At 40.0% G+C, this 12,173-nt stretch carries 16 protein-coding genes; 11 read left to right on the top strand and 5 right to left on the bottom strand.

The features are described 5' to 3' along the window. Window positions 1–11 precede the first annotated feature (11 nt). From AC0MXB_RS14995 to AC0MXB_RS14985, 3 genes are all read left to right on the top strand, one after another. A complete protein-coding gene (locus tag AC0MXB_RS14995) occupies window positions 12–494 on the top strand; it encodes a hypothetical protein (RefSeq protein ID WP_474040534.1) in 483 nt (160 codons plus the stop codon). A 374-nt stretch (window positions 495–868) separates the two neighbouring features. Then, a complete protein-coding gene (locus tag AC0MXB_RS14990) occupies window positions 869–1,315 on the top strand; it encodes a hypothetical protein (protein WP_474040533.1) in 447 nt (148 codons plus the stop codon). A gap of 170 nt (window positions 1,316–1,485) precedes the next feature. Continuing rightward, complete coding sequence (locus AC0MXB_RS14985; protein WP_474040532.1) at window positions 1,486–3,327, top strand: ATP-binding protein; 1,842 nt, start codon at window positions 1,486–1,488, stop codon at window positions 3,325–3,327. A gap of 121 nt (window positions 3,328–3,448) precedes the next feature. Here AC0MXB_RS14985 and AC0MXB_RS14980 read toward each other — a convergent pair whose 3' ends face one another. Next, the gene (locus AC0MXB_RS14980) at window positions 3,449–3,790 is read right to left on the bottom strand and encodes a hypothetical protein (RefSeq protein ID WP_474040531.1); all 342 of its coding nucleotides are present in this window, start codon (window positions 3,788–3,790) and stop codon (window positions 3,449–3,451) included. Between the two features lie 23 nt (window positions 3,791–3,813). Next, window positions 3,814–3,939, bottom strand: coding sequence for a hypothetical protein (locus tag AC0MXB_RS14975; protein WP_474040530.1), 126 nt, complete (start codon window positions 3,937–3,939; stop codon window positions 3,814–3,816). A gap of 212 nt (window positions 3,940–4,151) precedes the next feature. Between AC0MXB_RS14975 and AC0MXB_RS14970 the strand changes: the two genes are divergently transcribed. After that, window positions 4,152–4,997 carry a methyl-accepting chemotaxis protein gene (locus tag AC0MXB_RS14970; RefSeq protein WP_474040529.1) on the top strand — a complete coding sequence of 282 codons (846 nt, stop codon included), beginning with the start codon at window positions 4,152–4,154 and terminating at the stop codon, window positions 4,995–4,997. Between the two features lie 12 nt (window positions 4,998–5,009). Here the strand turns inward: AC0MXB_RS14970 and AC0MXB_RS14965 are convergent, their stop codons facing one another. Genes AC0MXB_RS14965 through AC0MXB_RS14955 form a run of 3 tightly spaced genes read right to left on the bottom strand, consistent with a single transcriptional unit; the run spans window position 5,010 to window position 5,534 of the window. Next, a complete protein-coding gene (locus AC0MXB_RS14965; protein ID WP_474040528.1) occupies window positions 5,010–5,156 on the bottom strand; it encodes a hypothetical protein in 147 nt (48 codons plus the stop codon). 35 nt (window positions 5,157–5,191) lie between these two features. Next, complete coding sequence (locus AC0MXB_RS14960; RefSeq protein WP_474040527.1) at window positions 5,192–5,356, bottom strand: hypothetical protein; 165 nt, start codon at window positions 5,354–5,356, stop codon at window positions 5,192–5,194. Between the two features lie 13 nt (window positions 5,357–5,369). Continuing rightward, window positions 5,370–5,534: a hypothetical protein gene (locus AC0MXB_RS14955; RefSeq protein WP_474040526.1), complete on the bottom strand. Its 165-nt coding sequence runs from the start codon at window positions 5,532–5,534 to the stop codon at window positions 5,370–5,372. Window positions 5,535–5,976: 442 nt separating this feature from the next. On the opposite strand from AC0MXB_RS14955, the gene AC0MXB_RS14950 reads away from it, so the two are divergent. From AC0MXB_RS14950 to AC0MXB_RS14920, 7 genes are read left to right on the top strand one after another with little or no spacing between them, the layout of a single operon-like run. Continuing rightward, entirely contained in the window at window positions 5,977–6,816 is an 840-nt protein-coding gene (locus AC0MXB_RS14950) for a transporter substrate-binding domain-containing protein (protein WP_474040525.1), read from the top strand. 8 nt (window positions 6,817–6,824) lie between these two features. After that, the gene (locus AC0MXB_RS14945) at window positions 6,825–7,526 is read left to right on the top strand and encodes an amino acid ABC transporter permease (RefSeq protein ID WP_474040524.1); all 702 of its coding nucleotides are present in this window, start codon (window positions 6,825–6,827) and stop codon (window positions 7,524–7,526) included. Beyond that, entirely contained in the window at window positions 7,523–8,734 is a 1,212-nt protein-coding gene (locus tag AC0MXB_RS14940) for a M20 metallopeptidase family protein (RefSeq protein WP_474040523.1), read from the top strand. Before AC0MXB_RS14945 ends, AC0MXB_RS14940 begins: the two co-directional genes overlap by 4 nt. Continuing rightward, window positions 8,727–9,443, top strand: coding sequence for an amino acid ABC transporter permease (locus AC0MXB_RS14935; RefSeq protein ID WP_474040522.1), 717 nt, complete (start codon window positions 8,727–8,729; stop codon window positions 9,441–9,443). The genes AC0MXB_RS14940 and AC0MXB_RS14935 overlap by 8 nt, the downstream gene beginning before the upstream one ends. Next, the gene (locus tag AC0MXB_RS14930; protein WP_474040521.1) at window positions 9,440–10,195 is read left to right on the top strand and encodes an amino acid ABC transporter ATP-binding protein; all 756 of its coding nucleotides are present in this window, start codon (window positions 9,440–9,442) and stop codon (window positions 10,193–10,195) included. Before AC0MXB_RS14935 ends, AC0MXB_RS14930 begins: the two co-directional genes overlap by 4 nt. Before the next feature lie 21 nt (window positions 10,196–10,216). Next, entirely contained in the window at window positions 10,217–10,891 is a 675-nt protein-coding gene (locus AC0MXB_RS14925) for a DUF1847 domain-containing protein (protein WP_474040520.1), read from the top strand. Window positions 10,892–10,903: 12 nt separating this feature from the next. Then, window positions 10,904–12,094, top strand: a complete 1,191-nt coding sequence (locus AC0MXB_RS14920; RefSeq protein ID WP_474040519.1) for a MalY/PatB family protein — start codon at window positions 10,904–10,906, stop codon at window positions 12,092–12,094. Window positions 12,095–12,173 lie beyond the last annotated feature (79 nt).

Raw genomic sequence — 12,173 nt, 5'->3', positions numbered from 1 at the left:
GGGGGTATATTATGCTAAATGAAGTAAACAAAATACTTGACGAATTTAAAAATAGAAAGCCTTGCTGGCAGAATAGCATTATTCAAGTTACTCCTAAATTGCTTCCGTTAAAAGGAGCCGGGCATTCATTTTTGATTTTATTAATGATTAGAAAAAAGTCGTTTGTTAATGCAGATGAGAAGGCGAAAAGATATCTTGTTGCTCATGAATATGGTCATTTTTATAATGATCATAATGTATATAGCTTAGTCTGGCTGCTTGGATTTCTTTTTTTCCCTTTTAATTTTGTATTAGCCTTCATTATATGTGTAGGCGTGTTTAGTTTAAGTTTGAAAAAAAATAGATTGAAATTTGAATTTGATGCTGACGACGTTGCAGTTAATCTTATTGGAAAAAGTGACACTATTCATGGTTTACTGTATTTTGGTAGAGAATTTAACGATATGAGCGATGATAGAAAGAAACGATTAGAACGACTAGGATATGTATTCTAAATCAATATGGGTACAAAGAAGCTGACTACTTTTTGACTACTTGAAATTTAAAATAGCCGTAACGATATACCGCGAAATAACGTTATTAAACTCTTTAGAATGTAGTAATATCGCGGCTTTATCCAGAGTAGTCAATGCTCGGGAAACCTTTAGTAATATTGGTTCGGTGAGACTTAAAATCCGTCGGAGAGTGATCTCCGTACCGGTTCGATTCCGGTCCTCGGCACCAAAAGGTGCACAAGAAATAAGGCCTCGCGGCGATCGCGAGGTCTTATTTCGTTATGAAAAATCAAAGCGCTGGACTACTTTTTTTTATGTGGTAAAATATAAATAACAAGAATTATTCTCAATCAAGGATAAGAGGAGGCTTGACCATGAAAAAAGTATTTCACAAAAAAGTTCTCATTGGCTTGTTAGCTCTCGCCTTACTGGGACTTCCTGTTTTTACAGCGAATGTAGCTGCTTTTGGTTTAGGCGATATTTTAAAAGTTGGCGGTATTGGTTTTATCGTAGACCGTATGGCGACGCCATTAAACAATTTTATTAATGGTTTAATGGCAAAACAAGGAGTCGGTACCGAGTATGCCACAAAGGTAGTGCCAATTATTACGGTTGGTTCCGGTGGGTATATTGGCGCTGCTCAAGTTACGGGCGATGCTGACCTTGTAGCGCAAACAGAGGCTGTCTTACAGTTAGAAGGAAATTTCAATGGCGCACAGTTTAGAGTGAAAGGGCTAATTCCTATAAACAGTAAGAATCCCTTACATTTTTCACGGGTACAAGGTGTTGGTATCTCTGCTATTATTGATGTGAGAATCTAAATTTATTGAATGTAACTTTAAACATAAAAAGCTTAATTCACACTCTTGTGAATTAAGCTTTTTTATTTTTGTAATTAATTGGTTTTTAAAGAGAAGTTTAGAAGGATTATGGAAAAATTTATATAATAAGTAGTTAAAAGTAAAAATTTTCCTGGTGCGGGAGGGGTTCTATGAAAAGATTAAGACCTTTGCAGGGGAATATGGTACTTCTATTGATTTTTCTTGTTATTCTAGGGGCTATTATTGGCGAAGAAAAGATTTTTGCCAATCAGTGGTTTTTTCCTGTTATGTTTTTTGAAAATGTTCTATTCATTACTGTACCTGCCTTTATCATTGCCTACCTTTCCATTCAGGTTGTAAAACAAAATTACTCTTTACCGTTACTGTTATTTGGTTGTGCTTTTTTTATTAGCGGCGTTGGCGCCTTTTTGGCGGGAGGAACATTTGTTTACTATAGATCGCAAAATATTATTGTAACAATTCATAATATGGGAGTCGTAATTTCTTCGCTATTCTTCTTTTTAAGCGGATTTTTACCGATGTTGCGTAAGCAATATTTTTTGAAGAATCCTCGACAAGCCATCTGGGGCACTTATAGCGTTTCTTTTATTCTTATGGTCACGATAGCTGTTTTAACTACTACAGAAATGATGCCGCCGTTTTTTGAGCCTGATCAGGGTGCTACTGCTTTTCGTCAAGTTATACTAGGCTTAGCCGTTATATTGTATTCTCAGACGTTTGTCATTTTGCTTTTACGATATATTCGAACCAGGATTCGCTTTAGTTTATGGTTTTGCTTGTCCATTTTATTGATTACAGTGGGGCTTGCTTTTATTTTTCCGCAGAAACTTGTTGGCGGTTATTGGAATATCTTAGGAAGGACAATGCAGTACTTAGGGCACTGGTGCGCTATTTTTGCCATTATTGAAGTTGCCATACAAACGAAGTCTTTGCCAGACCCGTCTGAACTTGTAGCTAGATTTTTTGTGGAGGCCGAAGAAAATTACCAACTACTTGTAGAGACTGCAGAATTTCCTATTGTTGCTACGGATATTTTTGAACGAATTATTATTTGGAATGAAGGCGCTGAGCATCTTTTTGGGTTGCCTAAAATTCAAGTCATTGGTAAAAGATTAAAAGAAATTTTAAACTTTCAGGAAAAATTGCTACAGAATTGTCGCCAAGGGCCAGAAAAAGTACATCAGAATTTTTTTGCGGATGCAGTGGTGGCGGGCAAGGAATTGATACCGCTTCAAATCTTCATGTCTACCCGCGTAACTGCCAGAGGTGATATTAGGACTTTTGTTTTTTATGATTTAACTGAAAAGAAACAGATTGAAATGGAACTATCACGGCTAAGAAATCTCGATCTTGTGGGTGAAATGGCGGCAACCATTGCTCATGAAGTGCGCAATCCGCTAACAACTGTCAAAGGATTTTTACAATATTACAGTAGAAATTTGCCATTTAAAGAAAAGAGTAACTATGGTTTAATGATTGATGAATTGGATCGAGCCAGTTCTATTATTTCTGAATATTTATCGCTTGCTAAGAATAAGGCTTCCCATTTAATGCCTCGAAGCTTAGCAATTGTGGTTCTAGAGCTCAAATATTTGATGGAAGCTTACGCACGTGAACAAGAAAAAATAATTACCTTTACAATTGATATTCTTCATACGCCGAATACATTAGCAGACGACAGGGAAATCAAGCAGCTTTTAACGAATCTTGTGCAAAATGCATTAGACGCTGTGCCGATTGCCGGGAAAGTTCATGTTTCTGTTTTAACAGAAGGAAAGTACGTAATACTTGGCGTAGAAGACAATGGACCGGGAATACCTACGGATATTTTAGCAAAGCTTGGAACTCCCTTTACAACAACAAAAAGCAATGGTACAGGGCTAGGGCTTAGTGTTTGCTATCGGATTGCCGCACGACATAAGGCTACGATTCAGGTGGCAAGTAGTGCAGCAGGAACTTGTTTTTCGATCCGTTTTCCGATCCTTTCCTAGAGTTTTTTTACAAGTAGAAATCATGAACAGATGCACGGAGGGTTGTATGACTAGATTTCTGGGAAGAAAAAACTAGACAGATACGTGGCTGTCTAGTTTTTTTATTTGGAATTTTGTTTTTTTACTCATCACGGGAAGTTAGGCAACAGAGTAATCTTTTACATTCTGCTACTTCTTTATAAATCGTATTGAGGTCTTCTAAGATGAGGCAGGTAAATAAGGTTAAGAGACGCCTTTCACTAGGCGAGCAGCCGATGCTACGAAATATTTCCTGAGATAACTGGCGGAGCTCCCAAAAACAGTGAATTGTCTTATTGGTATCAAGGGGCTGTTCGGGCGGACAATTATGATGACAGGCGATATCATCGGAGAAAAGCGGTTGTCGCCAAGACTCTTGCGACGCTTTAGCCGAAACAGCTTCATCTTTGCCGTACAGAGGATTTTGTTCATCTTGTTCACTCATAGAATCACCTTCTTATATAGTTTTTAGAAACGGGATGTACTATGATCGTTAGCTATTAAAGCGAATAAGAGTACAATAATGGCAATAATGATAAATAGGCCGGTTGGTCCCGACGGGGTATCGGAGTCGAAGTGGCAGCCGTGTACCATTCTATTTCCTCCCTTTATGTAGTATCTGTTTTTGTTGCTTTATCTTATGAGTTTTATTGTCAGGCTGTTACATCTAGGGGGAGTGTTTTTCAACAGAGGCCAGGTTCTGTAGATAAAGTTGGAATTCACTGATAATCAGTAGCAGGACTTCGTGAAGATTGGTAGAAAAGTTACAATGAATTCAAGATCTTATTGTTAGAAGGTGGGAGAGTATGGCTAGTTTATCTGCTAAAGAAATTCTTCAGCATTATGCCGATCTTGCTTCTTACATTCAAGAAAGTATGCCCGAAGATATTGGAATTTCCGTAGTAGCCGATTCTGTCTATTTAGAATATATTCCAGCTGAAAAATTGAATTTAGGTAATAAAAAAGGCGATCCTGTAAAAGGGATTGTTAGTAAGCAGTGTATAGAAACTGGCAAAGCGCAGTTTTCTTTAGTATCGCGGGAAAAATCTTCTTATGGTATTCCTTACGTAGCGCGGGCCATACCTATAAAAGAAAATCAATCGGTCGTAGGCTGTATTACAGTTACGCAGCCTATTGCAATACAGGAGAAAATTCGAACCGTTGCTGAAGAATTAGCCGGCTCTTCAGAAGAATTTGCTACAGGCATGATCGAGCTCAATCATCACTCCGAACTGCTCACAAAGAGCAGTCGAAAAATTGTTTCTATTGGCAGTGATTTAAACCGAGCGATTGCCGAAAACGATCAAGTCATTTCTTTAATTCAGTCGATTACGAAGCAGATTAACTTGTTAGGGCTGAATGCTTCGATTGAATCAGCTCGTGTTGGAGAAGCAGGCAAAGGCTTTGCTATTGTAGCACAAGAAGTGAGAAAGCTTGCTACAGTAAGCTCTGAATCTGTGGGCAGCATTGTTAAAAGTTTAGAGGAAATGAGCTCCATCGTTCAGATTCTGTTGCAAGAATTAAATGGAATGGATGGAAATCTTACAAAAGAAGAAGCAACTGTTGAGTCTTTGGCAAAAGCGAGTGAAAGTCTTGCCAATGCCGCCATTGAGATTTCTGAAATTGCTAATTCTATGTATCGAGTAAAATAAATCAGCCGTCCGTTAAGGACGGCTGATTGCTTTGGCGTTATGGTTTGATTGTGGTGCTTCTTTTGCTTTTTGACAAGGTGTATCGCAATAAGGCATATTTTTTGCTACATTTTTTTGTCCTTTTGTCATATAATAAGACGATTCTTTTTCTTTATCCATATTATGCACTCACCTTCTTTGGAATACTTAAAAGACTAAGGGATATCCTCGGTTTGGTCTGTAATTTCTACGAGGCTGATTTCGTTGCGATAGGGAATGGGTTGGCTGCTAGCCACATTAAAATAAGCGTTTACATAATCACTGGCATCAACAGTTGTTCCTGTTTCGATGCCATCGATAAAGATGCGGTAAATGGGCATCCAGATTCCCCCTTTACGTTTCGCACTCTGCTTTATTAACATGGGAAGCTAGGGCATTGACGGCTTCTATCTGTGTTTTTTCGGAGGCTGATATTTTATTTTTGTTGGTGCTGTTGTTTTTGCTTTTTTTTGCAGGATGATTGTTTACAGTAAAGGATTCAGTATCTTCTTGGTGCATAGAAATCACCTCGTAATTCGCGGAGTTGTTTGATAGCAAAAAGCGATAGCCGAAGCTACCGCTTTTGGGAGGAGATAGGATTAGCGGCTGCAGTTGGAAGTACAACTTTTTTTGTTAGGCAGTTTTTCCTTATTCACTCCTATTTCACAAGAAGCTTCTAGATTCTTTCCTTTTTTTGTACTTTCGTTTTGTTTAGAGCAATCGTTTTTCATGCGTATCACCTCCATTAGGTAGTATACCCGTTTGCTGTTAATGAATAAGTGTAAAAATTTTCATGACTAGATCTATTTGACAAAAGTGCGATCCTTGTTTATAATACAAAGAAATTCATATTGCCGATCAGAAATACTGAAGGCCTAATTTCTCTTTTTTGAAAAGAGCGATTAGGCCTTTTTATTTTTTAAACCCCAAATTCCAAAAGAAGAAATGAGGAGAGATTTTTATGTTTATTCAAGCAAGAAAAGTTTTTTTATTGGTACTATCAGTTCTGACTTCGCTGTTTTTCCTTGCTGGCTGTGGTTCAAGTGTTGGGGAGAAAGCGAATCAAAGTGATTCAAACCAAAAGGTAAAAACGTATTATGTCGGAACTCGGGGGACAATGAAACCTTTTACTTATACGGATGATAAAGGACAGTTGACTGGCTATGATCTTGAAATTTTAAGGGAAGTAGAAAAGCGCAATCCTGATATTAAGTTTGAGTTTAAAACGATGAGTATTGAAAGCGCGTTTGTTGCACTAACAGCCAACCAAATTGATTTAATTGCGAATCAAATGGCCTTGAATGAAGACAGAGCTGCTAAATATACCTTTACTAAAGAAGTAAATAATTATACGAGCAGTAAGCTTACGGTAAAAGAAGGTCGAAATGATATTGCGAGCCTTGATGATTTAAGAGGAAAAAGCATGGCCTTAACGCCTACTAGTGAAGTGGCTCGTCTTGTTAAGAAATATAATGAAACAGCAGAACCTAAAATTAATGTTTTATATACAGACAAAGGGTCATCAGAAACTTTGAACCTTGTTGCTACCGGCAGGGCTGACGCTAGCGGCGACTATGAAGTGGCGGTAAGAGAAGCCAATCAGGTGCTGGGGCTTCATTTAAAATCTGTTGGGTCTGTGATTTCCAGTGTGCCTACGTATTTTATTTTGCGCAAGGATGCTGACAGCCAAGCCTTAGCAAATCGCATTGACAAGACCATTCAAGATATGAAGTCAGATGGTACGCTAAAGAAACTATCAGAAAAATTTTTAGGTGCCGATTACACGGTACAACCTAAGTAGGGGGCTCTATGGGAACTTATTTTGACTTGTCCTACATGGTTCAGTCTTTTCCAATCATATTGTCTTTTGTAGATACTACGATTGAAATTACGGTAGTTGCGATTCTCGTTGGTTTGGCGATTGGAATCGTAGCAGCTCTGATTCGGCTGAATAGGGTCAAGGGACTAGAAAAATTAGTGACAATTTATATTTCGTTTATGCGAGGTACGCCTTTCTTAGTTCAGCTCTTCCTGGTTTATTTTGGTATGCCAGAAGTACTGCGTAAAATTGGTTATGATGGGGTACGGGAAATTCCACCGCTTTTCTATGTTTTTCTCGTCTTTGCGCTTCATGTTGGCGCCTATACGGCAGAGATATTTCGCAGCGCCATTGCCGCGGTTGATAAAGGGCAGTTAGAAGCAGCTTATGCGATGGGGATGGGATCTGTGCAAGCCTATTGCCGTATTGTATTACCGCAGGCTTTTGCTATGGCGATCCCTGGGCTTTGTAATACAGTAATTTCTACGATTAAAGGAACTTCACTTGTTTTTAATGTAGGCGTCATTGATATGATGCGCAAAGCGGATTTGATGGGAGCGAATAGTCAGCGTAGTTTTGAGCTTTATATTGATGTGGCAATCATTTATATTCTGCTTGTTTTGCTAGTTAGTAGCGGGGCTCGTTTCTTAGAGAAACAGTATCCTGTACCTGGGAAGGGGGGGACAACGTGAATGATATAAAAAGAGAAATTTCTTATTTTACTGAGGAAATCTATGAAGAGATTATAAAAATTCGCCATGCTTTGCATGAACACCCAGAGTTAAGTTATGAAGAATTTGAAACGGCTGAACTTGTTGAAAGAACTTTAAGTAATTGGCAGATTCCTTCGCGGCGTCTCGCTGGATCTACAGCTGTTCTGGCTGAAATCAAAGGGGAACTTCATAGTGAGAAGTGTATTGGTCTACGGGCTGATATGGATGCCCTACCAATTGAAGAAGAAGCGTCTGTGCCTTATCGATCGAAACGACGCGGTGTCATGCATGCTTGTGGACACGATATTCATACAGCCAATTTATTGGGTACTGCCTATGTGCTAACAAAAATGAAACCATTCTTTGGCGGTACTGTAAAACTGGTATTTCAACCTGCTGAAGAAGTAGGTGGCGGGGCGAAGGAAATTTTGTCTTCGGGAGTACTCGAAAATCCCCCCGTTCAAGCTTTTCTAGCGGCTCATGTATTGGAAACCATACCGGTCGGTCAAATTCAGATTAAGGACCAAGAAGTTATGATGGCAGCTAGTTCGTTTACTATTACTTTAAGCGGGCGTGGCGGTCATGCTTCGGCGCCGCATGAGACCGAGGACATTATTTTAGCTTCAGCCAGAGTGATTCTTGATTTACAGTCGATAGCCGGTAAAAAAATTAACCATATTGAGCCGGCTTTAATTACGGTAGGTAGTATTCATGGTGGAACTCGCGGCAATATCATTCCCGAAAAAGTCGTGTTGCAAGGGACTATTCGTACACAAAAAGATGGTTTGCGGTTGGTGATCCACGAGGAAATCCGCAAGGTTCTTGCAGCGCAAAAACTGGTTAGCGGCGTAGAAGCTGAGGTCGATTTTCGTTTGGGCTCGGGAGCTGTTTATAATGATATTCCATTGACACAGCTATTTATTAAAGCCAGTGAACTGATGATTGGCGAAGAAAATGTATTACGAGCTAAGCTGCCGGAAAATGGTTCGGAAAATTTTTATCAGTTTTCCCGAACCGTACCATCCGTATTTTTCCGGCTGGGAATTCATGATGCAAGGTTAGGACCTAGTGCTGCAGCGCATAGTCCGCGGTTTACAGCAGCTGACGCTTCTTTAAAAACGGGGATTTCTGTAATGACAGCTGCCGTTCTTACCTTTTTAGCCGAGAAAGGAGCTTGTGATGGGTGATTTATTGGAGTTTTCTTTTATGGCGGAAACCTTTTTTGACATGCTGCATTTCGTGCCCGTAACTCTCTTTTTAACTTTTTCCAGTATGGTTTTAGCCATCGGAATGGGATTGTTCAGTGCTCTAGTCATTGTGAAGGAGATTCCGGTTTTGCGCCAGCTTGTAGCTATTTATATCCTGCTGGGCAGAGCGACGCCTACGATGGTTATGCTTTATCTTGTATATTTCGGGTTGCCTATTTTTCTGATGGCTTTTACAAACCAAACAGGAATTGATACAGGATTTCAGCATATTCCGCCGATGATTTTTGCGATTGTAGCTTTAACGCTTCATACAGGCGCCTACTTAGCAGAAATATTTCGCAGTGCTTTTTTATCGGTGGAAAAAGGTCAGATGGAAGCTGCTTTAGCTGTTGGCATGACGTGGTTTCAAGGGTTTTATCGTATTATTTTAAGGCAAGCGGCGTTGTTTGCCCTGCCGCTTATGGCTAATGAGTTTTTAGGGTTATTAAAAAATACGTCTGTTGTGTTTACGATTACCGTGATTGAGCTTTTGGGCGGAGCGAAAATTGCTTGTGCCGAAAATTATCGTTATCTGGAAACTTACTTGGTCGTCGCTCTTATTTATTGGGGAATTAGTCTTGGCTTTGAACGGTGTTTTTTATTGCTTGAAAAAAGAATTGGATTTTTTCGGAGAGGAGCCGAGTTATGATTGAATTTAAAGATATTCATAAAAGCTTTGGACAAAATGAGGTTCTAAAAGGTGTAAGCTGCGTAATTCCAACAGAATCGGTTACGGTTATTTTGGGGCAGAGCGGTTCAGGTAAAACAACTTTACTGCGTTCTTTGAACTTCTTAGAGCGGGCTGACAAGGGCGAAATTACGATAGATGACCTAACTGTCAATGTGGCTCAAGCGACGAAACAAGAAATCCAGGCGCTCCGCCGTAAGACAGCCATGGTTTTTCAGATGTATAATTTATTTAAAAATAAAACGGCCCTAGAAAACATTACGGAAGGGCTGCTTGTTGTCAAGAAAATGCCTAAAGGGGAAGCTGTGGCCCGTGGCGAAGCTTTTTTAGAAAAGGTTGGCCTCAAAGATAAAGCTAAAGCATTTCCCCATGAGTTATCAGGCGGTCAACAGCAGCGTATCGGCATTGCTAGGGCTCTTGCTTTAGAGCCTGATGTAATTCTGTTTGATGAACCGACATCGGCCCTCGATCCTGAAAGAGTTGGTGAAGTTTTGGAAGTCATGAAACAGGCGGTACGCGAAGTAAAGAGTACTTTTGTTGTTGTGACTCACGAAATCAATTTTGCCAGAGAAGTAGCCGATCAGATTATTTTCATGGATGGGGGGCGTATTCTCGAACAGGGATCGCCGCAGCAACTTTTAAACGAACCGAAGGAAGAAAGAACTAAGAGGTTTTTATCACGCTATATTTCTTTTACTGAATATAATATTTAATTTGATAGGAGAGAGCAACCAATGACGCAAAAGAAGAATATTGAATCTTTAAGCTGTACTGATTGCAGTGTTTATAACTGCCGCACACGGGACAGTCAGTTTCCGCAGTTTTGCTTAACAACAAAAGACAATGAAGACCATGCAATTGCGGCTGATATAGCTGAAATTAAAGAACGTCTGCAAGGTGATGAACAAGATGCGGTTATAGCTAGAGCTTCGGCTCAAGTCGAAGGACTTTTTTATGGCAAATTGACGCGGGTTGAGGAAATTATGGAGTTTGCCCGCCGGATTGGCGCACAAAAGATTGGTATTGCCACTTGCGCTGGTTTGATTGAAGAAGCTAAGATCTTTGCTAATATTTTGGAAGCCAAGGGCTTTGAACATTATAGCGCCATTTGTAAGGTCGGTTCTGTCGATAAAACGGAAATCGGGATTAAAGAAGAAGAGAAAATTCGCCCCGGCAGCCATGAATCCATGTGTAACCCCATTTTGCAAGCGCGAATTTTAAATTATCATAAAACGGATCTCAATGTGGTTGTCGGTTTATGTGTCGGTCACGATTCGTTATTTATCAAGTATTCCGAGGCGCCGGTTACGACGCTTGTGACGAAAGACCGTATTACCGGCCATAATCCGGTAGCTGCGTTATACACAGCGCATTCGTACTATAAAAAATTGCTACAGAAAAAAGAATAGGGGAGAAACAGGATGGAACTAACTACTGAATGCTTTGATTTTGATCAGCTATTGCAAAGAAAAGGGACTGGCAGTAGAAAGTGGGACGATATAGGTAGAGTGTTTGGCAGCGATGATATTTTGCCGCTATGGATTGCCGACATGGATTTTGCTACACCGCCGGGGATTGTTGCGGCTGTGGCCGAGCGGGCAAAACATCCTTTTTACGCTTACAATGGCTATGACGCTTCTTTTTATGAAGCGGTTGTCAAATGGGTACAAAAAAGGCATCAATGGAATATTTCCGCTGACTGGATTGTCCAGTCGCCTGGTGTTGTTCCAGCTATTGTTGTATCAATCTTGGCTCTGTCAGAGCCAGGGGATGGCGTGATTATTCAACCGCCGGTTTATCCACCATTTTTTGCTTCGATTCAAGATAATGACAGAAAAATTGTAGAAAATCCTTTGCAACTAAAAGCTGGGCGCTACGAAATGGATCTGGCTGATTTAGAAGTTAAGTTGGCCGATCCTAAGAATAAGCTTTTGTTATTGTGCAGCCCCCATAATCCAGTCGGGCGCGTGTGGACAGAGTCGGAACTACAGGCGGTATATGCGCTTAGTGAAAAATATGAGGTTACTGTACTCGCTGATGAAATTCATAATGATTTAGTGTATAAAGGACGTCGCCATTATTCTTTTGCTAATTTAGGCGAAAGTGTTAATAAAGCCAGTGTAACCTTTATGGCGGCAAGTAAAACCTTTAATATCGCCGGTCTCAATACGGCCTATATGATTGTTCCGTGTTCGCGGCGGCGGGCTTTGATTGAAAAAGAGTTAAATAACCTGCATTTAAGTAGAAATAATCTCTTTGGCGTTTTAGCTACAAGGGCTGCTTATGAAACAAGTGAAGGCTGGCTGGAAAGCGTTCTTTGCTACTTAGAGCAGAATGCTGATTATGTAGTAGCATATCTTGCTGAAAACTTGCCTAAAGTGAAGATCACAAAACCAGAAGGTACTTATCTTGCTTGGCTTGATTTTCGCGCCTATTTTACTGATCAAAAAGAGTTAGACCGCTTTTTGGTGTCAACAGCGAAGGTGGGGTTGAATTCTGGCAGCGCTTTTGGGACGCAAGGAATTGGTTTTGCTAGACTGAATCTTGCTACACAGCGCAGTGTGTTACAAGAAGCTTTGACAAGAATAAAAGCAGGTCTTGAAAGTCTGTGAAAATATCAAACGAGAAAAGGCCTGTCAAGAGAAAGACATTGACAACCTAGTTTGTCCAGTATATACTTTAAATAAAGAT

The organism is Pelorhabdus sp. sgz311001 (assembly GCF_055901755.1).
Note: the sequence above shows the minus strand (reverse complement) of the source record. Positions and strands in the feature narration are given on the sequence as shown.

Excerpts from the sequence above, each read along its gene's own strand:
- AC0MXB_RS14995 (WP_474040534.1), top strand. The coding sequence starts at position 12 with ATGCTAAATGAAGTAAACAAAATACTTGACGAATTTAAAAATAGAAAG.
- AC0MXB_RS14990 (WP_474040533.1), top strand. The coding sequence starts at position 869 with ATGAAAAAAGTATTTCACAAAAAAGTTCTCATTGGCTTGTTAGCTCTC.
- AC0MXB_RS14985 (WP_474040532.1), top strand. The coding sequence starts at position 1,486 with ATGAAAAGATTAAGACCTTTGCAGGGGAATATGGTACTTCTATTGATT.
- AC0MXB_RS14980 (WP_474040531.1), bottom strand. The coding sequence starts at position 3,790 with ATGAGTGAACAAGATGAACAAAATCCTCTGTACGGCAAAGATGAAGCT.
- AC0MXB_RS14975 (WP_474040530.1), bottom strand. The coding sequence starts at position 3,939 with ATGGTACACGGCTGCCACTTCGACTCCGATACCCCGTCGGGACCAACC.
- AC0MXB_RS14970 (WP_474040529.1), top strand. The coding sequence starts at position 4,152 with ATGGCTAGTTTATCTGCTAAAGAAATTCTTCAGCATTATGCCGATCTT.
- AC0MXB_RS14965 (WP_474040528.1), bottom strand. The coding sequence starts at position 5,156 with ATGGATAAAGAAAAAGAATCGTCTTATTATATGACAAAAGGACAAAAA.
- AC0MXB_RS14960 (WP_474040527.1), bottom strand. The coding sequence starts at position 5,356 with ATGCCCATTTACCGCATCTTTATCGATGGCATCGAAACAGGAACAACT.
- AC0MXB_RS14955 (WP_474040526.1), bottom strand. The coding sequence starts at position 5,534 with ATGCACCAAGAAGATACTGAATCCTTTACTGTAAACAATCATCCTGCA.
- AC0MXB_RS14950 (WP_474040525.1), top strand. The coding sequence starts at position 5,977 with ATGTTTATTCAAGCAAGAAAAGTTTTTTTATTGGTACTATCAGTTCTG.
- AC0MXB_RS14945 (WP_474040524.1), top strand. The coding sequence starts at position 6,825 with ATGGGAACTTATTTTGACTTGTCCTACATGGTTCAGTCTTTTCCAATC.
- AC0MXB_RS14935 (WP_474040522.1), top strand. The coding sequence starts at position 8,727 with ATGGGTGATTTATTGGAGTTTTCTTTTATGGCGGAAACCTTTTTTGAC.
- AC0MXB_RS14930 (WP_474040521.1), top strand. The coding sequence starts at position 9,440 with ATGATTGAATTTAAAGATATTCATAAAAGCTTTGGACAAAATGAGGTT.
- AC0MXB_RS14925 (WP_474040520.1), top strand. The coding sequence starts at position 10,217 with ATGACGCAAAAGAAGAATATTGAATCTTTAAGCTGTACTGATTGCAGT.
- AC0MXB_RS14920 (WP_474040519.1), top strand. The coding sequence starts at position 10,904 with ATGGAACTAACTACTGAATGCTTTGATTTTGATCAGCTATTGCAAAGA.